We start from the raw sequence: 18,774 nt of genomic DNA on the forward strand, positions 1-18,774 counted from the left end.
TAAAATTATAATTTATCAAATATAAAAATTTGAACGTAGAACAGCTATTTTGCATTTAAAAAAGTTATTTTTGTATCAAACTTTTATTCAATGAAAAAAATTTTAAGTTTATTTGCTATTGCTACAGCTGTAACTGCTTGTAATGATGGCGATTTAGTATTTGAGAATTTGAATTTTAATGATAAAGAAATTCAAAAATGTAGTACAAAAGAACTTTATTTTAAAACCAACAACAACGAATTATTGTTAATTGATTTTTCTAACGGAGTAGATGGTACTGATTTAGATACATTATCTGATTTAAACGTAAGAAAAACGTTAAACACTTCACAATCTCAAATTTATTATCGCACCTACGATGGTGCTGTAAACTTAAACACTATTTGCGCTACACTAGCACCTGCAAACCCAAAAGTAATTTCTGAATATCAATCGCTTGGTGGTGGAAACATTCATTATACACGCACTTTAACACCCGTTGTTACTGATAATGCTGTAAATGTAAATTATGCTTTTACTATTAATTTTGAAAACATTACGCTTTCAAACGGAACATCGAACATAAAATATACCACTTTACCTTTTGGTACATTTAATTACAAAACAAATAAGTTAAGCTTTAATTTTAATACAAATATTCAAAATTGTTCATCGGTTCTTACTGCACGTAATTTAAACGAAGTAATGCAATTACAATTACCTGAAAATTTTGTTTTTCCTACTACCAATCAAACGCAAACTTTAACTTTAAATAATTCGCAATTTGTGCGATATTTTGTATTTGATAAAACAATTCCAAGCGACGTAAGTTTTTGTGATTTTCCATCACAAACAATAGCTGAAGATTGGCAAGCTACTAATGGAACAGTACAAATAACAACAACCGTACTTACCAATGCTAGTAATCAAGTAACAGGTTATCAACACAGTATTCAAATTATACAAGCGCAGTTTACAAAAGACAACAGTAATTTTGTTATAACAAATAAAAATATTGGTGCGTATGTAACCGAATAAAAAAATCCGAGTTTACTCGGATTTTTGTTTTATATGAATTTCAGTAGCTCCTAAGCCATATTTTCTGTAGTTGGCATCTTTAAAAGTTATTTGGGAATATCTTCCAAATAAATACTCTAATTCCGTTTTTAAAACGCCCTCACCCATTCCATGAATAAAAACTATTTTTGGAATTCTTCTTGTAATAGCAAATTCTAGTTGATGGCGTGCTGTATCAATTTGAATATTCAAAATATCAAAATTAGTTAAATGTTTAAAATTTTTAACCAATTTTTCAATGTGTAAGTCTATTTCTAAAGTAAACTCTTCTTTTTTAGACTTTTTTTCTGTGTTTACTTTATGATGTTTTATAACGATTTTTTGACTTTTAGCCGATTCAATTGCTGAAAAACTCGAGCCTTGTTTTAAAAGGGAATCTTCAAAGGCAGGTATCAATTGATCTAAAAAATAAGTCAGTTCAAAACCATCATTCGTTAAAACAACAGCTTCGTTGTTATTGATTATTTTAACAACTTTTCCTTTAAAACTATCGTCTAAAACTTCAACAAAAGATCCAACTTCAATTTTATTTGTCATCGGGTGAATCGTTTTTATTAGCATCAAAATTACTCGGTGTTTTGTTTAATAAGTCTTTCATAACAAAGAAAAAAACAACAATAGCAACAATTTGAATGTAAATATTTGGTTTATTTTGTGTTTGCTCTATTAAAGCCCAAATCATTAGTGCGAATGCAACAATATAAAGTACAATTTTCATAGTAAACTTTTTTTCAAAAGTACTACTTTTATACTTTTAATAAAAATATTCACATTTATGGAAGAATATATGTTGCCTTGCATGCATAAAAAACTTTTTGGGGTTGAATGTATGGGGTGTGGTACCCAACGCGCCTTATATTTGTTATTACAAGGCGATATTGTGGGTGCTTTTAAAATGTACCCAGCACTATTTACAACCCTTTTACTTTTTATTTTTATTTTTTTACATTTTATAGATAAAAAACGAAAATACCATAAAATAATTATTTTTTTAGCAATTGTAAACGCAATTATTATGGTATTTGCTTATATTTACAAACGTTTATAAATTTTAACATTTAGAATAAATATGGAAAATTATCAAAATCAGAACGAACCGTTTAATTATCAAAATCAAGGTTTTAATAACGGCAACCCAAATTTTATGCCTGTTAAATTACCAAATGCAACGGTTTCTTTAGTTTTAGGAATTATTTCAATTGTATGTTGTTGTACTACTATTATTGGTTTAATTTGTGCCATAATAGGTTTGATTTTAGCCAATAAAGATTTAAAAACTTATCAAGCTAATCCAAAACAATACGTTGGTGTTGAAACAGTTAATACTGCGCGTATATTAAACATTATTGGTATTGTATTATCAATTTTAAACTTAGTTTATTCGGTTTACACCATAATGCAAATGGGTGGTTGGGATGCTTATATGCAACAAATACAAGATGCTATAAACATGGCACAACAAAATAGATAATTACATTTATTATAAAACAATAAAACCTTGATTAAATCAAGGTTTTATTGTTTTTTACATATTTTCTAACAAGGTTTTATCGGTTTTCTTTAAACTTTTAACCACTAAATTATATGAATTGGTAACCATTTCTTTTATTAAATCACTTGGAACATCGTTATTAAAATAAACACTGTTCCAATGTGCTTTACTCATATGGTATCCTGCTTTTATACCTTTATAATGTGCCCTTAATTCTTCTGCTTCGTTAGGGTCACATTTTAAATTACAAAATTCAAAATCATCAATATCAACCAAACAGAACATTTTGTTCATTACCGAAAAAACAAGTGTTGTTTGATCAAACGGAAAACGTTCTTTTACCCCTTTAAATGTTAAACAATAATTTCTAAAATCTTCAATATTATTCAAAATAGCTTCATTTTTAAGTTATTAAATATCAATCAAAAATAAACATTTGTTTTAATAATACAACAATTTGCTTATTAACTTCTAAAAAAAATTAAAATTGTAATTTAATTTGGCTAAATATCAATAATTTTGAAAATGGAACAACATTTTAAAGGATTTAACATTAGGGTATATGCGCTTTGCGTTGTAGATAACCAAATTTTAACCATAACTGAATCGTTTGCCAATAAAATTATTACTAAAATGCCTGGTGGTGGTTTAGAATTTGGTGAAGGAATAGTTGATTGCTTAAAACGTGAATTTAAAGAAGAATTAAATTTAGACATTCTTGTTGAAGAACCTTTTTATATTCAAGAAAACTTTGTAAATTCATTGGCAAATGATCAAAAACAATTAGTAGTTTTATATTTTAAGGCAACAATTTTAAACATACATCAACTTAAAATTTTAGAGCCTAAAATAAAACAAGTTCAGTGGTTATCAATACTGGATAAAAATCCGTTTTCATTACCATTAGATCAAATAGTTTTTAATAAATTACAACAAAAAATAATTAAAAAAATGTAATTCATATGTTTAAAGAAATACCCATATTATATATAATTGTATTTTTGTTGTGCATGTATATTATTGCATATTTTGCATATTTTAACAATAAAAAAATTGATGCTTTTAGCAAAATGAAGGTATCTTTATTTCTTTTTGCAATATATACAGGTATTTTATGGTTGTGTTTGCCTAATACACCTGTTTTAGAAACATTTGGATATCCTGAAACTACAAACGATATTAAAACAGATATACAACTTTTAAAACTTTTACAAGATTATAACAAAGCAATTGTACGAACTACCGATGTATTAAAATGGTTTTTGTTTGGTTTTGTATGGTTTTTTACAACAAATATCTATTTGTATACATCGCAACGAGAAAACAAATTAAATAAACAACAGAAATAAAAATTTAACAACAATTAAAATAATGAGCTTAAAATCAAAGGCTAACATAGTACGCAGAAAAATAATGCACTCGCTTACTCAAAATATTGGTAAAAAATCTATAAGCGAAATGCAGCAAAAAGCAACACAATTCAATGTAAAACGCGTACTTATTAGTCGACCAAATCATAGGTTGGGCAATATGTTACTTATAACACCTTTGGTACAAGAAATTTGCAATACTTTTCCTAATTGTAGTATAGATCTATTTGTAAAAGGTAAAATTACCCCTATTATTTTTGAGAACTATCCACAGGTAAACCAAATTATAGAACTACCCAAAAAACCACTTAAAGATTTTAAAGCTTATTTAAAAACGTGGGTATCGTTAAAACAAACCAAATATGATTTAGTGATTAATGTAGAAAAAGGTTCTTCATCGGGCCGAATTTCAACAATTATACCTACGGCTAATTTTAAATTTTACGGCGATGATTTTGAAGATTTAAAAAGTAAATTCTCCGATTTTGAACATATTGCAAAATATCCAGTGTATAATTTTCGTAAATTTTTAGAACTTTTAAATCAAACTCCTCAAAAAAACGAAGTTCCGGTTTTAGATATTAAACTATCTACCAACGAATTACAAAGCGGTAAAACAAAACTTGATAACGTAACAAATAACCAAACAAAAAAAACAATTGCTTTTTTTACCTATGCTACTGGTGCTAAATGTTACTCAGTAGATTGGTGGCAAGCTTTTTATGACGAATTTTATCCAAAATACGCCCAAAATTACAATTTAATTGAAATTTTACCCGTAGAAAATATTTCACAATTGCAACGTAAACTTCCTACATTTTACAGCAAAGACATTCGCGAAATAGCATCGGTTATGGCAAATTGCGAATTAGTAGTTGCAGCCGATTCTGGCATGATGCACCTTAGTAGCGCTGCCCTTACCCCTACTTTGGGGTTATTTTCTGTTACTCGAACAGAAGTATATGCACCTTACGGCAACAACAGTACTTTTGTAAATACAAATTTTGAAAATTACACCAATATTATTCAAAAAGTAGATGCTATTTTACAAGCAAAAAGTAAATATACAAAAGCAACCAAAACATTATGAAATTAAAAGATTTATCAAAACAATTAGGAATATCGTTAGAAAGTCTTCAAAACTTTATATACGATTTTAATATAGATTTAGGTTTTTGTATAGATGAAACCTTTCATATAACCGAAAATTTTAAAAATTTCACTATAAAAAACAGTGCATTTCTTAAAAAATATGCCGAAGATCATTCTAAAGAAAAAACAATTGCCGAAATTGCTAAAACCATTGGTGTAAGTGAACAAAAAGTAATTGATTTTTTTGTTTCAAACGGTATTCCCCTTGAAGTTGCGGCCAACATAAAAACAAATATTTCCAGTTATTTAATACATATTTATTTAGGTGGAACCTATGATTTTATTGATGAAGCCTTTCCTGAAACTGATAATTATGCAACCAAACGTTTAATTGGTTATACCGATTTGTATTTTTATTTGAACGATATGTTAGATCCGTTTATAAATATAGATCAATCTAAAACTTGGGGAATTTCAAAACCAGCAGGTATTGTTTTATACGGACCACCAGGAAGTGGTAAAATTTTCTGGGCGCACCAAATTGCACAAATGATTGGTTATGAATTTGTTCATGTGTATAAAGATTATTTGGCAGGTAACATAAAGTCTACAAAAAATGCTTTTACACATTTTATAAAAACAAAAATTCAGCAACCTAAAACCATGCTTTTTATTGATTCTTTTGATGAACTATTAAGTAAAAATGGCGAACCTAATTATTTTCCCGAAAATATCGATTTAATAAATTCAATACTTCGTCAAACACAAAAAGATATTCATAAAGAGTTATTAATAGTAGGTTCTGCCGAAATTTTAAACTTAATAAACGATGAAGTTTTAGCACCAGGTAGATTTGACATGCAAATACCTATCTTTCCACCGAATGCAGATGAACGTGCCCAGTTGATAATTTATCATTTAACTCAAAACTTAGAAGAAAAATCGCCTTTACTTGCCATTTTAAAAAAACACAATGCTTTATGTAAATCGTTTTGGGAACCAATTGCAAACCAAATGAGGTTGTTTTCAAACACTATGGTAATCGATTTTACCCAATCATTAAAAAAACGATTGTATGCTTTACATAGAAAAGACGAATCTAAAAATATCGAATTAACCGAAAAGGTTCTTATTGCATCTTTTAACGAAGCCAAAGCAAAATTAACAACAGAATATATTAAACGTTGTGCCATTTTTTTAATAGAAGCTAAACAAAACATGGGGCAAGATTTTCCACATCGCATTCTAGAAATGGAAGCCGATTTAGAATCGTTCCAAGCAAAAAAAGCACCAATTAATAAAATAGGTTTTAAAGCCGATGATGATAAATCGCAAAATTTAGACAATAATCCAACCGATTTAGCCTTATAAAAATAAAATACTTTAGTTCTTAAAAACAATATTTCATTTTTTTTAGGCAGTTTAAAACAAGTTTTATATTTTTGTAGCTCTAAAAAACATATAATTAATGAATTTACACGAATTTCAAGGTAAACAGATACTTTCTAGTTACGGTGTACGTGTTCAACGCGGTCATGTAGCTAACACAGCTGAAGAAGCAGTAACAGTAGCAAAACAGTTAACAGATGAAACAGGTACAGGCTGGCATGTTATTAAAGCACAAATTCATGCTGGTGGCCGTGGTAAAGGTGGTGGTGTAAAGTTAGCTAAAAACTTAGACCAAGTTAAAGAAATCGCAGGCCAAATTATTGGTATGGATTTAATTACTCCTCAAACTCCTCCAACAGGAAAAAGAGTAAATAAAGTTTTAATTGCTGAAGATGTATACTATCCTGGTGAAAGTGAAACTTCAGAATTTTATATGTCGGTTTTATTAAACCGTGGTTCAGGTAAAAACATGATTATGTATTCTACCGAAGGTGGTATGGATATTGAAGAAGTTGCTGAACACACGCCTCATTTAATTTTTACCGAAGAAATTGACCCAGCTGTAGGTTTACAAGGTTTCCAAGCTCGTAAAATTGCTTTTAACTTAGGTTTATCAGGTGGTGCTTTCAAAGAAATGGTAAAATTTGTTGATGCATTATACAAAGCTTATGTTGGTTGTGACGCATCTATGTTTGAAATTAACCCAGTTTTAAAAACTTCAGACGATAAAATTATTGCTGTTGATGCTAAAGTTACTTTAGACGATAACGCACTTTACCGTCATGCAGATTACGCTGAAATGCGCGATGTTACTGAAGAACGTCCTATTGAAGTTGAAGCTAAAGCAGCAGGTTTAAACTATGTTGATTTAGATGGTACTGTAGGTTGTATGGTAAACGGTGCTGGTTTAGCAATGGCTACTATGGATTTAATTAAGTATGCAGGTTTTGAACCAGCTAACTTTTTAGATGTAGGTGGTACTGCTGATGCTAAACGTGTTGAAATTGCTTTCCGTATTATTTTAAAAGATCCTAACGTAAAAGCTATTTTAATTAATATTTTTGGAGGAATTGTTCGTTGCGACCGTGTTGCACAAGGTATTGTAGATGCTTACAAAAACATGGGCGACGATATTAAAGTGCCAATTATTGTACGTTTACAAGGTACAAATGCCGATTTAGCTAAACAAATTATCGACGAATCTGGAATGCCAATTTTATCAGCTATCGAATTTCAAGAAGCATCAGATCGCGTTAAAGAAGCTTTATCTTAATTTTAGATTAGTATTTTCTATTATACAACCAAGCCCGATTAATATCGGGCTTGGTTTTTTTATGTTCATACCTTTCATATATAATTCAAAATAAAAAATAACAACTATACACAATAAAACCATTACATTTTGAGTTATTTTTTAACAAAATATAACTTTACTAAAATTTAATTAATGCATAAAATACAAGTTTATTTACTATTGCTTTTAGTTGTAACAAACCCATTATACTCACAAACAAAATATAAATTTGGTGCAAGGCTTGGGGTTGATTTACTTTTAACCAATAACGACCCTAATATGTTTGATGTAGCTATACATACAGCAATCCCTTTAAAAGGTGGGGTATTTGTGCGTCGCGAATCAGAATCGTATGATTTGCAGTTGGCTTTTGGTTATGGCCGACAAAAATTTTCAAAATATTATAATATCAATTATAAAGAAATAACAAATTATACATTTGATGAATTTTATACCGACGGATATTGGGATTTAGAAGCAAATATCATAAAAAAAACAGCTACTAATTTTAAGCCTTTTTTAGGATTAGGTACGGTTTATAAAAGAAATCCTGGATATTTTTCATACACTAACTATGAAGATAAAAATGGTGTTGAGTTACTTTTTACAGAAGAAATTAGTAACGATAAAAGATTCAATTTTTATATAAACACAGGTGTAAGTTATTTATTAAAAACAAAATTTATAGATATTGAACCCCGTTTAGCCATTGGCTACACCTTTGCAAATAGAGACATTACAAAAGCAAAATTTTACGATGGCTCGCAAGCAACATTATCTTACAGAAAATTATTTAGTTCACTTACTTTTAATTTTATTTTAAATTAAAATAGCAACCAAGCCCGATTAATATCGGGCTTGGTTTTTTTATGTTCTAACCTCTTTTATTGCAATTTTAGTTAATTTTATTACATTTGATTTAAAATTTAGAAAGAGAAATGGAAACAATTAATGAAAATTCACAAGAAAAAAACACACTAACACAACCTAAAAAATCTAAAAAAGGGTTGTACATTACTTTATTAATTACAGCATTATTGGCTATTTCGGTAGGAATTTATTGGAATATCAATAAAAACAATAACGATGATGCTTTACCTGCTGATGCAGCTGCTTACAATCCGGTTGATCAAATATTTTCGGTTTCAGAATACGATCAAATTCCTGAAAACTATAAAATGTTCGTTTATAATTTTATGGATGTAAATAAGTTTTTAGATGGCACTTATTTTTTAACAAAAATTCCAGATCGTGCAAAATCGGTTTATGCTTTTGGCGATTTTACCGATGATGATAACGACGACGACGACATGGCTGTTTTATTTGAACATAACGATTTTAAAAGCAGTATGTTGGTGATTTTTAACCATAAAGGCGAAGTTTTATTTGTAAAAAAATACGAAAACGAATTGCCAACCATAAATTCTTTTAAAGTAGGTTCAAAAATTTACGAAAACGAAGCTAAATTAACTCCTGCAACTTGTGGTGGTTTAATTATTAAAACTGATTACCGAAAAGAAGCTCTGGTTTACGATAAAAAAACAAAGAAATTCAACCTAAATTATCAGTATACCGAAGACGAAATAAAATCAATGAATGAGCCAGAGGAGTATTACGAAGAAGATTATAGTGAAGAACCAGTAGATAACACTCCAGAAGAATCAATTATAAATTCAATTAACGAAGATAGCAATTAAGCTATCTTTTTTATTGCAATCCCTAGGAATATAGAATTATTTTATCTACATTAGATATAGAAAAAAATAGAAACTGACATGAAATTTGTAACGGTACAGATTTTGATATGTTAAAAATAAAAACCCTAAATATTTTAAAATGGACGACAATTTTTCACCAAGAGTAAAGGAAGTAATTACCTTTAGTAGAGATGAAGCTTTACGTTTAGGGCACGATTATATTGGTACAGAGCATATCATGCTAGGCATTTTGCGCGAAAGCCAAGGCGAAGCAATTACGATATTACAAAACTTATCAATTGATTTAGAATTTCTTAGAAATCGATTTGAAGCATTGATTCCTGAAAACCCTAATAAAATTATAAACAACGAAAAAAAGAATATTCATCTTACAAAACAAGCCGAAAACGCTTTAAAACGTGCTTTTTTGGAAAAGAAACTTTATAAAACCGATGTGATTAATACCGGTCATATTCTTATGTCGATACTTAGAAATACCGAAGATCCATCAACTATTCTTTTAAATCGTTGCAAAGTTGATTACGAAAACGCAAAAGAAGAATTTGTTAGTTTGTTATCAAACTCAGAATCGTTAAATGAGCAACCTAGAAACAGTGCGTTCGATGATGACGAAAGAGGTGACAGTATGTCAGACGGATTTAATAATCCATCTGCGCAAAACAAATCTGGAAAAAAATCTAAGACTCCTGTTTTAGATAATTTTGGTCGCGATTTAACCGAATTAGCAGAGCAAGGAAAACTAGATCCCGTTGTGGGTCGTGAAAAAGAAATAGAACGCGTTTCGCAAATTTTATCGCGCCGTAAAAAAAATAACCCTTTATTAATTGGTGAACCAGGTGTTGGTAAATCGGCCATTGCCGAAGGTTTGGCGTTACGCATCATTCAAAAGAAAGTATCGCGCATTTTGTTTAACAAACGTGTGGTAACTTTAGATTTGGCAAGCTTGGTTGCAGGTACAAAATACCGCGGACAGTTTGAAGAACGTATGAAAGCAGTTATGAATGAATTAGAAAAGAATGATGACATTATTCTTTTTATTGATGAAATTCATACAATTGTGGGTGCAGGTGGCGCAACTGGTTCATTAGATGCATCAAACATGTTTAAACCAGCGTTGGCACGTGGTGAAATTCAATGCGTAGGTGCAACAACTTTAGATGAATACCGTCAATACATCGAAAAAGATGGTGCATTAGAGCGTCGTTTTCAAAAAGTAATAGTAGAGCCAACTACCGAAGAAGAAACAATTACCATTTTAAACAACATTAAACCTAAATACGAAGACCACCACAATGTAATTTACACGCCAGAAGCTATTGAAGCTTGTGTTAAATTAACAAGTAGATACATGAGCGATCGCTTTTTACCAGATAAAGCCATTGATGCTTTAGACGAAGCAGGTTCGCGTGTACATATTACAAACATTGAGGTGCCTGATGATATTTTAAATCTTGAAAAAGAATTAGAAGAAGTACGTGATAAAAAATCTGATGCTGTTAAACGTCAAAAATACGAAGAAGCAGCAGCTTTACGTGATGATGAAAAACGCATTGAAAAAGATTTAGCTGTTGCCCAAGAACGTTGGGAAGAAGATTCTAAAAATAACAAAATTACAGTAACAGAAGAACATGTTGCCGATGTTGTTTCTATGATGACAGGTATTCCAGTTAATAAAATTGCGCAAGCCGAAAGCAAAAAATTGGCTAAATTACCCGATGCTATTAAAGGAAAAGTGATTGGGCAAGACGAAGCTGTTGCTAAAATTGCAAAATCAATACAACGCAATAGAGCAGGTTTAAAGGATCCGAACAAACCAATTGGTTCATTTATTTTCTTAGGGCAAACGGGTGTTGGTAAAACACAATTAGCAAAAGTTATTGCTAAAGAAATTTTTGATTCTGAAGACGCACTGATTCGTATTGACATGAGCGAGTATATGGAAAAATTTGCCATTTCACGCTTAGTTGGTGCACCTCCTGGGTATGTTGGTTATGAAGAAGGTGGACAATTAACCGAAAAAGTACGTAGAAAACCATACGCAGTAGTATTACTAGACGAGGTTGAAAAAGCTCACCCCGATGTATTTAATATGTTGCTTCAAGTTTTAGACGATGGACATTTAACCGATAGTTTGGGTAGAAAAATTGATTTTAGAAACACTATAATCATAATGACATCAAACATTGGTGCGCGTCAGCTAAAAGATTTTGGTACAGGTGTTGGTTTTGGAACCAAATCAAAACAAGATCAGCAAGATGACTTATCAAAATCGGTGATTGAAAACGCTTTAAAAAAGGCTTTTGCACCCGAATTTTTAAACAGAATTGATGATGTTGTTGTGTTTAACGCTTTAGAAAAAGAACACATTCATAAAATTATCAATATAGAAATTGAAAAATTATATCAACGTGTAAGTAATCTAGGCTATCATTTAGAGTTAACACCAAATGCTTTAGATTTTATTGCTGATAAAGGTTTTGATAAACAATACGGTGCTCGCCCATTAAAACGTGCCATTCAAAAATACGTTGAAGATTTATTAGCCGAAGAAATTATAAATGGCAATATACACGAAAACGACGTGCTTTTAATGGATAAAGTAGCAAACGAAGATCAATTAAAGGTTACTATAAAAGATGCCAATTCATCTTTAAAAAGTTAAATATTTTTAAAAGTAGCAAGTAAAACTTGCTACTTTTGCTTTTAAATGGTTTTACAAAACAGCAACTTTTACTACATTTGTAACATGCAAAAAAATGTGAACATATTAAATAAACGTGCCAAATTTGAATTTGAGTTTATTGAAAAATATACTGCTGGAATAGTTTTGGCTGGAACCGAAATAAAATCAATTCGTTTGGGAAAAGCATCGATTGCCGATAGTTTTTGTGAGTTCCAAAACGGTGAATTATTTATGATTAATTCACATGTTGAAGAATATTCGTTTGGTACGCATTACAACCATAAAGCAAAAAGCGAACGCAAATTACTTTTAAACAAAAAAGAATTAAAATCGTTACATAAAAGCGTGCAAAACAAAGGTTTAACCATTGTACCTTTGCGCTTGTTTACCAACGAAAAAGGCTTGGCAAAGGTTGAAATTGCCTTAGCAAAAGGTAAAAAATTGTACGATAAACGCGAAACCATTAAAGATCGCGATAATAAAATTGATTTAGCCCGTTTAAAGAAAGCTTATTAGGAAACTAATAAGTTTTTTTTATCTATTCTTATCCTCCAACATCGGCACAAACTTAAAATCGCCAAATTCGTGTTGTTCAAAGTGCGTTTCCGAAGTACGTACCAAAAGTGTCATAATTTGTTTTTCATCACCTACGGGTATCACCAACCTACCCCCTATTTTAAGTTGCGCCATTAACGGTTGCGGAATAAAAGGTGCACCCGCAGTAACAATAATACCATCAAACGGCGCATCTTTAGGCAAGCCTTTATATCCATCACCAAACGAAACTACACGCGGGCGATAGCCTAATTTTGGCAATAAAACCGATGTTTTGCGGTACAATTCATTTTGGCGTTCAATTGTAAAAACCTTTGCACCCATTTTACATAAAACAGCCGTTTGATAACCCGATCCTGTACCAATTTCTAAAATTTTATCATCGGGTTTCACTTGCAATAATTGTGACTGAAAAGCCACTGTGTAAGGTTGTGAAATAGTTTGCCCCGCACCAATTGGAAAAGCAGTATCTTGATATGCAAAATCATGAAAACCCGATTCTAAAAACAAATGTCTTGGAATGGTACTCATGGCCATAAGCACGTTTTGGTCGTAAATACCTTTTTCGGCCAATAATTTAATTAACTGATTGCGTAATCCTTGATGTTTTGCGGTGTCTTTCACGTTTTAAATCGTTTCTTAAGCAATCAAAATTACGCATATTTTCACAGTTAGCACAAGCATTTAAACGAATTATTTTTAACAAAATTGTAACTTTCAGCTAATAAAACACTTCGGTTTTCAAATATATTTTACCTTTGCAAAAAACATTCATTATGTTAAAAGTTGGCGTATTAGGCGCAGGTCATTTAGGAAAAATCCATTTACGATTGTTAAATCAATCTACAAAATACGAATTGATTGGTTTTTACGATCCATTCAAAGAAAACGCTGAAAAAGTTGCAGCTGAGTTTGGTTATAAATCTTTTGATACAATTAGCGCTTTAATTGCTGAAGTTGATGTTGTTGATATTGTTACTCCTACTCTTTCGCATTACGATTGTGCAATAGAAGCCATAAAAGCAGGCAAACATATTTTTTTAGAAAAACCCATTTCTAATACAGTTGCCGAAGCCGAACACATTATTCAATTAGCAAAAGAATACAACGTAAAAGGTCAAGTTGGGCATGTAGAACGTTTTAACCCTGCTTTTATGGCGGTTAAAAACAAAATTCAAAACCCAATGTTTATAGAAACGCATCGTTTGGCCGAATTTAATCCTCGTGGAACCGATGTTCCTGTGGTATTAGATTTAATGATACATGATATAGATGCTATTTTAAGCGTTGTAAAATCGCCTGTAAAAAACATACATGCAACGGGAACTGCTGTAATTAGTGATTCGCCCGATATTGCCAATGCACGTATCGAGTTTGAAAACGGTTGTGTTGCCAATGTAACATCAAGCAGAATTTCAATGAAAAATATGCGTAAGGCTCGATTTTTTCAAAAAGACGCTTATATTTCTGTTGATTATTTAGATAAAATTTGTGAAGTGGTAAAAATGAAAGATGCACCTGAAGTTCCAGGAGATTTTGATTTAATTCTTCAAAATGCCGAAGGCGCTAAAAAACAAATTTATTTCGATAATCCATCGGTAGCTAGCAACAACGCTATTTTAGATGAGTTGGAAACATTTGCCGATGCCATAACTAACAACACCACTCCTATTGTAACATTAGAAGATGGTACCGAAGCATTAAGAATTGCACATCAAATCATTAATTGTTTCGATAAATAAATTAAAAAAAGTATATTCGCATAAATTCGTATTAAAAAATAAAAATGAAAAATATAGCTGTAATTGGTGCAGGAACAATGGGTAACGGAATTGCCCACACATTTGCACAAAAAGGATTTAAAGTTTGTTTAATTGATATTTCGGACCAAGCAATAGAACGTGGTATGAACACCATTGTGGCTAATTTAGACCGTATGCTTGCAAAAGGATCAATTACCGAAGCCGATAAAAAAGCTACTATTGAAAATATTATTACCTACACCGATGTTAAAGATGGTGTTGTAAATGTAGATTTAGTTGTTGAAGCTGCTACAGAAAACATCAATTTAAAATTAAACATCTTTAAAGAATTAAGTGAAGTTTGTCGTGAAGATGTCATTTTAGCATCAAACACTTCTTCAATTTCAATTACACAAATTGCAGCGGTTGTAAAAAATCCAGAACGTGTAATTGGTATGCACTTTATGAATCCGGTGCCAATTATGAAATTGGTCGAGATTATTCGTGGGTACAATACAAGCGATGACGTTACTAAAAAAATAATGGATTTATCTGTTGCTTTAGGAAAAACCCCAACTGAAGTTAATGATTATCCAGGCTTTGTTGCAAACCGTATTTTAATGCCAATGATTAACGAATCTATTGAAACATTATACAACGGTGTAGCTGGTGTAAGTGAAATTGATACCGTTATGAAATTAGGTATGGCACACCCAATGGGGCCATTACAATTAGCAGATTTTATTGGTTTAGACGTATGTTTATCAATATTAAACGTAATGTATGATGGCTTTAAAAACCCTAAATACGCACCATGCCCTTTATTGGTTAATATGGTTATGGCAGGTAAGTTAGGTGTAAAATCAGGAGAAGGTTTTTATGATTATTCAGAAAGCAAAAAAGCAGAAAAAGTTGCAAAAATGTTTTCTTAACCATATAGATATATAAAATTTTAAAGACGATTGAGCTTAGGTTCAATTGTCTTTTGTGTTTAAAAAAAACAACATGGCAGATATTATTCCATTTAAAGCGGTACGCCCATCGGCTGATAAAGTTGCGCTTGTAACTACACGTCCCTACGATGAATATTCGGCAGCCGAATTGGCTTCTTGGTTAGATTTTAATCCGTTTTCGTTTCTACATATTGTAAATTTAGCCTTCATCAATCAAGAAAAAATTGATCCTTTGTTGCGTTACAAAATGGTAGCTACAAAATACGAAGATTTTAAACGTGACGGTATTTTAATTAAAGATGAAAATCCGGCCATGTATCTGTATCAAATTAAATCGAAAAAAAATAATTTTATTGGAATTTTAGCAGGTACTTCTATAATCGATTACAAAGAAAATGTGATTAAAAAACACGAAAACACTTTGCAATACCGCGTTGAAAATTTAAAAGATTATTTTAATGAAACCCGTTTTAATACAGAACCCGTGTTAATGATGTATCCAAATTGTGATGCTTTAGAACAATGGATCGCATTAAAAATGAATGAACTTGCTTTGTACGATTTTTCTACCACTAACCGCGAACGCCATACCGTTTGGAAGATAGACACTAACGAAGATCTTGATTTTATACAACAAACATTTAAAAAAATGCCAAATTTGTATATAGCAGATGGTCATCATCGTTCAGCAACATCAAACTTATTATTAAATGAAAATGGTGAAAATGCAAGTGAAAGTATGAACTATTTTATGAGTTTTTTAATTTGCGAAAAATTAATTCAAATTAATGAATACAATAGATTGGTACACGATTTAAACGGTTTGGAATCGAACGATTTTTTAAATATTTTAAATAACGATTTTATTGTAGAAAAGGTTCATGAATTTTGGAAACCAACAACAAAATATAGCTTTGGTATGTATTTAGATGGTATTTTTTATTCGTTAACCTTAAAAAACATTCCTGCAGATACATCGATTATAAACACTTTAGACGCACAAATTTTATACGATAAAATATTAAATCCTTTATTAAACATAAAAGACTTAAGAACCGACAGCAGAATTAGTTACATTCCTGGAAATAAAAATATTATTGAGTTGGTAAATAAAGTTGACAATGGTGAATTTAAAGTCGGTTTTATTTTATATCCTTCATCAATTAACGAAATTAAAACACTTGCCGACAATAATTTAACCATGCCTCCAAAAAGCACTTATATTGAACCAAAATTGCGCAATGGTTTAATTATTTATGAATTTTAAACAAAAATTGTTTAAAACTTTTTGTAATACTTAAAAACTTTGTTGTTAATAATGAATATAGCTGAAAACATACAAAAAATAAATAGTACTTTATCAAAAAACGTGCATTTGGTAGCGGTTTCTAAAACCAAACCTGTGACTGATTTAATGGAAGCATATAATGCAGGTCAACGTATTTTTGGCGAAAACAAAATTCAAGAAATGACCGAAAAATGGCAGCAAATGCCAAAAGACATTCAATGGCATATGATTGGCCATGTACAAACCAACAAAGTTAAATACATGGCGCCTTATGTAAGTTTAATTCATGGTGTTGATAGTTTAAAACTTTTGGTTGAAATTAACCGTCAGGCAAAAAAATGGCGTCGTATAATTCCTTGTTTGTTGCAAGTTTATATAGCAACCGAAGAATCAAAATTTGGATTAGCACACGATGAATTACTTCAATTAATACATTCAGATGAATTTAAATCGTTAGAAAACATTAAAGTAATTGGTTTAATGGGAATGGCATCTTATACAGAAAATAGCGACATTATTCGAAAAGAATTTCAGTCATTAAAAGATATTTTTGATTATTTACAGCCTTATCAATTACCAAACTGTCATTTTCAACAACTTTCAATGGGTATGAGTGGCGATTATAAAATTGCCATGGAATGTGGCAGCACTATTGTAAGAATAGGCAGCAGTATTTTTGGCAACCGATAAAAAACATACCAATTACAAAATTGAGTTCGCACTTTAGTAAACATTTTTCGTATTTTAGCCTTTTAAGAAACCAGCCTATTTTTTGGCTGACAAACTAACAGAATGTACGCAATAATAGATATAGAAACCACCGGTGGACAATTTAATAAAGAAGGTATTACCGAAATTGCTATTTATAAGTTTGATGGTGTTGATATTGTAGATCAATTTATTAGTTTGGTTAACCCCGAAATCCCTATTCAACCTTTTGTTGTAAAACTTACAGGTATAAATAATGCTATGCTGCGCCAGGCTCCAAAATTTTATGAAATTGCCAAGCGCATTATAGAAATAACTAATGATTGCATTATAGTTGCACACAATGCCCCTTTTGATTACCGCATTTTACAATTAGAATTTAATCGTTTAGGTTATAACTTTCAGAAACCCACGTTGTGTACCGTTGAAATGTCTAAAATTTTACTGCCAAATGTTGCATCATACAGTTTAGGGAAGTTAGTGCGCTCTTTAGGTATTCCTATTGCAGATAGACACAGAGCAAGTGGCGACGCTATGGCAACTTTAAAGTTATTTAAACTTTTATTAGATAAAGATATTGACAAACAAATTGTAAAACAGCAAATTAAAAACGAAGTTTATAAAGGAATTTCACCAAAATTATTTGATATTTTACAAAATATACCATCAACAATTGGTATTTTTTACATACATAACGATAAAGGAAACATAATTTTTATTGGTAAAAGCAACAATATTCGTAAAAAATTAAATCAAATTTTTACTGCTGATACCAAAATTGCAAAACGTATTCAAAACGAAGTTTATACGGTAACTTTTGAAGAAACCGGAAATGAATTAATTGCATTGTTAAAAGAACGTGAAGAATTATTGCACAATAAACCCGTTTTAAACGTAACACAACGCAAATCGCCCTATTTATGGTCAGTTTATAAAGAAAAGTTAGAAAACGGCTTCGAAACATTAAAAATACATAAAACCGATGGTAGAAAAAATGCAATTCAAGCATTTAAAAACCAAAAAAGTGCCTTACAATTTATAAATGATTTGTATAAAGAAAACGAAATTGTAGAACAAGTGCAAAATGAAATTTCATTAGCCGAAAACATTTCGTATCCAACACAAATGCACAACGAACTTTTTAACGATTTAATTTTAAAAAACAATTTAAACTGGCACAAAAAAATAATTGTTTTAAAAGGCAGGCATTTTAACGAAAAAAGCGCCGTTGTTATTGATGAAGGTGTTTTTAAAGGGTATTGCTTTTTCGATTTAAACTATCAAATTTTAAATACAGATGTGTTACATAAAATACTAATTCCACTGGTTTATACTAAAGACAGTTTAAATACGATTAAAAATTATGTATCAACAAAAAAAGATTTTAAAACCATTAATTTTTAATTTACAAAACAATAAAAATCAAAAAGATAA

The 18,774-nt window shown here is 30.5% G+C and carries 21 protein-coding genes; 17 read left to right on the forward strand and 4 right to left on the reverse strand.

What is annotated here, in order from left to right; genetic code table 11:
* The first annotated feature begins 90 nt into the window (after positions 1 to 90).
* A complete protein-coding gene (locus P3875_RS08445; RefSeq protein ID WP_303443528.1) occupies positions 91 to 1,017 on the forward strand; it encodes a hypothetical protein in 927 nt (308 codons plus the stop codon).
* 12 nt (positions 1,018 to 1,029) lie between these two features.
* Here the strand turns inward: P3875_RS08445 and P3875_RS08450 are convergent, their stop codons facing one another.
* Positions 1,030 to 1,593, reverse strand: coding sequence for a Smr/MutS family protein (locus tag P3875_RS08450; protein ID WP_303443529.1), 564 nt, complete (start codon positions 1,591 to 1,593; stop codon positions 1,030 to 1,032).
* Positions 1,583 to 1,774: a hypothetical protein gene (locus tag P3875_RS08455; protein WP_303443530.1), complete on the reverse strand. Its 192-nt coding sequence runs from the start codon at positions 1,772 to 1,774 to the stop codon at positions 1,583 to 1,585. Before P3875_RS08455 ends, P3875_RS08450 begins: the two co-directional genes overlap by 11 nt.
* Before the next feature lie 57 nt (positions 1,775 to 1,831).
* Here P3875_RS08455 and P3875_RS08460 point away from each other — a divergent pair, with 57 nt between their 5' ends.
* Positions 1,832 to 2,104 carry a DUF2752 domain-containing protein gene (locus tag P3875_RS08460; RefSeq protein ID WP_303443531.1) on the forward strand — a complete coding sequence of 91 codons (273 nt, stop codon included), beginning with the start codon at positions 1,832 to 1,834 and terminating at the stop codon, positions 2,102 to 2,104.
* 21 nt (positions 2,105 to 2,125) lie between these two features.
* Positions 2,126 to 2,527 carry a CCC motif membrane protein gene (locus P3875_RS08465; protein WP_303443532.1) on the forward strand — a complete coding sequence of 134 codons (402 nt, stop codon included), beginning with the start codon at positions 2,126 to 2,128 and terminating at the stop codon, positions 2,525 to 2,527.
* Between the two features lie 54 nt (positions 2,528 to 2,581).
* Here the strand turns inward: P3875_RS08465 and P3875_RS08470 are convergent, their stop codons facing one another.
* Complete coding sequence (locus P3875_RS08470; protein WP_303443533.1) at positions 2,582 to 2,938, reverse strand: MmcQ/YjbR family DNA-binding protein; 357 nt, start codon at positions 2,936 to 2,938, stop codon at positions 2,582 to 2,584.
* 135 nt (positions 2,939 to 3,073) lie between these two features.
* Between P3875_RS08470 and P3875_RS08475 the strand changes: the two genes are divergently transcribed.
* The 9 genes from P3875_RS08475 to smpB all read left to right on the forward strand — a co-directional run bounded on the left by P3875_RS08475 (position 3,074) and on the right by smpB (position 12,610).
* Positions 3,074 to 3,505, forward strand: a complete 432-nt coding sequence (locus P3875_RS08475; protein ID WP_303443534.1) for an NUDIX domain-containing protein — start codon at positions 3,074 to 3,076, stop codon at positions 3,503 to 3,505.
* Positions 3,506 to 3,510: 5 nt separating this feature from the next.
* Positions 3,511 to 3,897, forward strand: coding sequence for a hypothetical protein (locus P3875_RS08480; protein ID WP_303443535.1), 387 nt, complete (start codon positions 3,511 to 3,513; stop codon positions 3,895 to 3,897).
* A 22-nt stretch (positions 3,898 to 3,919) separates the two neighbouring features.
* Positions 3,920 to 5,008 (forward strand): glycosyltransferase family 9 protein, encoded by a 1,089-nt coding sequence (locus tag P3875_RS08485; RefSeq protein ID WP_303443536.1) that lies wholly within the window; start codon positions 3,920 to 3,922, stop codon positions 5,006 to 5,008.
* Positions 5,005 to 6,381 (forward strand): ATP-binding protein, encoded by a 1,377-nt coding sequence (locus tag P3875_RS08490; protein ID WP_303443537.1) that lies wholly within the window; start codon positions 5,005 to 5,007, stop codon positions 6,379 to 6,381. The genes P3875_RS08485 and P3875_RS08490 overlap by 4 nt, the downstream gene beginning before the upstream one ends.
* Before the next feature lie 97 nt (positions 6,382 to 6,478).
* Positions 6,479 to 7,672, forward strand: a complete 1,194-nt coding sequence (sucC, locus tag P3875_RS08495) for an ADP-forming succinate--CoA ligase subunit beta (RefSeq protein WP_303443538.1) — start codon at positions 6,479 to 6,481, stop codon at positions 7,670 to 7,672.
* 174 nt (positions 7,673 to 7,846) lie between these two features.
* Positions 7,847 to 8,521 carry a hypothetical protein gene (locus P3875_RS08500; RefSeq protein ID WP_303443539.1) on the forward strand — a complete coding sequence of 225 codons (675 nt, stop codon included), beginning with the start codon at positions 7,847 to 7,849 and terminating at the stop codon, positions 8,519 to 8,521.
* Between the two features lie 110 nt (positions 8,522 to 8,631).
* A complete protein-coding gene (locus tag P3875_RS08505) occupies positions 8,632 to 9,390 on the forward strand; it encodes a hypothetical protein (protein ID WP_303443540.1) in 759 nt (252 codons plus the stop codon).
* Between the two features lie 139 nt (positions 9,391 to 9,529).
* Positions 9,530 to 12,073 carry an ATP-dependent Clp protease ATP-binding subunit gene (locus tag P3875_RS08510; protein WP_303443541.1) on the forward strand — a complete coding sequence of 848 codons (2,544 nt, stop codon included), beginning with the start codon at positions 9,530 to 9,532 and terminating at the stop codon, positions 12,071 to 12,073.
* A gap of 84 nt (positions 12,074 to 12,157) precedes the next feature.
* Positions 12,158 to 12,610, forward strand: a complete 453-nt coding sequence (smpB, locus tag P3875_RS08515) for an SsrA-binding protein SmpB (protein ID WP_303443542.1) — start codon at positions 12,158 to 12,160, stop codon at positions 12,608 to 12,610.
* Positions 12,611 to 12,628: 18 nt separating this feature from the next.
* On the opposite strand, the gene P3875_RS08520 is transcribed toward smpB, so the two are convergent.
* Positions 12,629 to 13,273, reverse strand: a complete 645-nt coding sequence (locus P3875_RS08520) for a protein-L-isoaspartate(D-aspartate) O-methyltransferase (RefSeq protein ID WP_303443543.1) — start codon at positions 13,271 to 13,273, stop codon at positions 12,629 to 12,631.
* Positions 13,274 to 13,425: 152 nt separating this feature from the next.
* On the opposite strand from P3875_RS08520, the gene P3875_RS08525 reads away from it, so the two are divergent.
* The 5 genes from P3875_RS08525 to P3875_RS08545 all read left to right on the forward strand — a co-directional run bounded on the left by P3875_RS08525 (position 13,426) and on the right by P3875_RS08545 (position 18,744).
* Positions 13,426 to 14,391 carry a Gfo/Idh/MocA family protein gene (locus P3875_RS08525; RefSeq protein WP_303443544.1) on the forward strand — a complete coding sequence of 322 codons (966 nt, stop codon included), beginning with the start codon at positions 13,426 to 13,428 and terminating at the stop codon, positions 14,389 to 14,391.
* A gap of 44 nt (positions 14,392 to 14,435) precedes the next feature.
* Positions 14,436 to 15,323, forward strand: a complete 888-nt coding sequence (locus tag P3875_RS08530) for a 3-hydroxyacyl-CoA dehydrogenase family protein (protein WP_303443545.1) — start codon at positions 14,436 to 14,438, stop codon at positions 15,321 to 15,323.
* A gap of 73 nt (positions 15,324 to 15,396) precedes the next feature.
* Positions 15,397 to 16,611, forward strand: a complete 1,215-nt coding sequence (locus tag P3875_RS08535) for a DUF1015 domain-containing protein (RefSeq protein ID WP_303443546.1) — start codon at positions 15,397 to 15,399, stop codon at positions 16,609 to 16,611.
* 51 nt (positions 16,612 to 16,662) lie between these two features.
* The gene (locus P3875_RS08540) at positions 16,663 to 17,322 is read left to right on the forward strand and encodes a YggS family pyridoxal phosphate-dependent enzyme (RefSeq protein ID WP_303443547.1); all 660 of its coding nucleotides are present in this window, start codon (positions 16,663 to 16,665) and stop codon (positions 17,320 to 17,322) included.
* A gap of 102 nt (positions 17,323 to 17,424) precedes the next feature.
* Positions 17,425 to 18,744 (forward strand): exonuclease domain-containing protein, encoded by a 1,320-nt coding sequence (locus P3875_RS08545; protein ID WP_303443548.1) that lies wholly within the window; start codon positions 17,425 to 17,427, stop codon positions 18,742 to 18,744.
* Positions 18,745 to 18,774: the final 30 nt, after the last annotated feature.

Origin of the sequence: Myroides sp. JBRI-B21084 (assembly GCF_030545015.1) — a bacterium.
Lineage (GTDB): Bacteria > Bacteroidota > Bacteroidia > Flavobacteriales > Flavobacteriaceae > Flavobacterium.

Coding starts and splice junctions, on each gene's coding strand:
- P3875_RS08445 (WP_303443528.1), top strand. CDS start 91: ATGAAAAAAATTTTAAGTTTATTTGCTATTGCTACAGCTGTAACTGCT.
- P3875_RS08450 (WP_303443529.1), bottom strand. CDS start 1,593: ATGACAAATAAAATTGAAGTTGGATCTTTTGTTGAAGTTTTAGACGAT.
- P3875_RS08455 (WP_303443530.1), bottom strand. CDS start 1,774: ATGAAAATTGTACTTTATATTGTTGCATTCGCACTAATGATTTGGGCT.
- P3875_RS08460 (WP_303443531.1), top strand. CDS start 1,832: ATGGAAGAATATATGTTGCCTTGCATGCATAAAAAACTTTTTGGGGTT.
- P3875_RS08465 (WP_303443532.1), top strand. CDS start 2,126: ATGGAAAATTATCAAAATCAGAACGAACCGTTTAATTATCAAAATCAA.
- P3875_RS08475 (WP_303443534.1), top strand. CDS start 3,074: ATGGAACAACATTTTAAAGGATTTAACATTAGGGTATATGCGCTTTGC.
- P3875_RS08480 (WP_303443535.1), top strand. CDS start 3,511: ATGTTTAAAGAAATACCCATATTATATATAATTGTATTTTTGTTGTGC.
- P3875_RS08485 (WP_303443536.1), top strand. CDS start 3,920: ATGAGCTTAAAATCAAAGGCTAACATAGTACGCAGAAAAATAATGCAC.
- P3875_RS08490 (WP_303443537.1), top strand. CDS start 5,005: ATGAAATTAAAAGATTTATCAAAACAATTAGGAATATCGTTAGAAAGT.
- sucC (WP_303443538.1), top strand. CDS start 6,479: ATGAATTTACACGAATTTCAAGGTAAACAGATACTTTCTAGTTACGGT.
- P3875_RS08500 (WP_303443539.1), top strand. CDS start 7,847: ATGCATAAAATACAAGTTTATTTACTATTGCTTTTAGTTGTAACAAAC.
- P3875_RS08505 (WP_303443540.1), top strand. CDS start 8,632: ATGGAAACAATTAATGAAAATTCACAAGAAAAAAACACACTAACACAA.
- P3875_RS08510 (WP_303443541.1), top strand. CDS start 9,530: ATGGACGACAATTTTTCACCAAGAGTAAAGGAAGTAATTACCTTTAGT.
- smpB (WP_303443542.1), top strand. CDS start 12,158: ATGCAAAAAAATGTGAACATATTAAATAAACGTGCCAAATTTGAATTT.
- P3875_RS08525 (WP_303443544.1), top strand. CDS start 13,426: ATGTTAAAAGTTGGCGTATTAGGCGCAGGTCATTTAGGAAAAATCCAT.
- P3875_RS08530 (WP_303443545.1), top strand. CDS start 14,436: ATGAAAAATATAGCTGTAATTGGTGCAGGAACAATGGGTAACGGAATT.
- P3875_RS08535 (WP_303443546.1), top strand. CDS start 15,397: ATGGCAGATATTATTCCATTTAAAGCGGTACGCCCATCGGCTGATAAA.
- P3875_RS08540 (WP_303443547.1), top strand. CDS start 16,663: ATGAATATAGCTGAAAACATACAAAAAATAAATAGTACTTTATCAAAA.
- P3875_RS08545 (WP_303443548.1), top strand. CDS start 17,425: ATGTACGCAATAATAGATATAGAAACCACCGGTGGACAATTTAATAAA.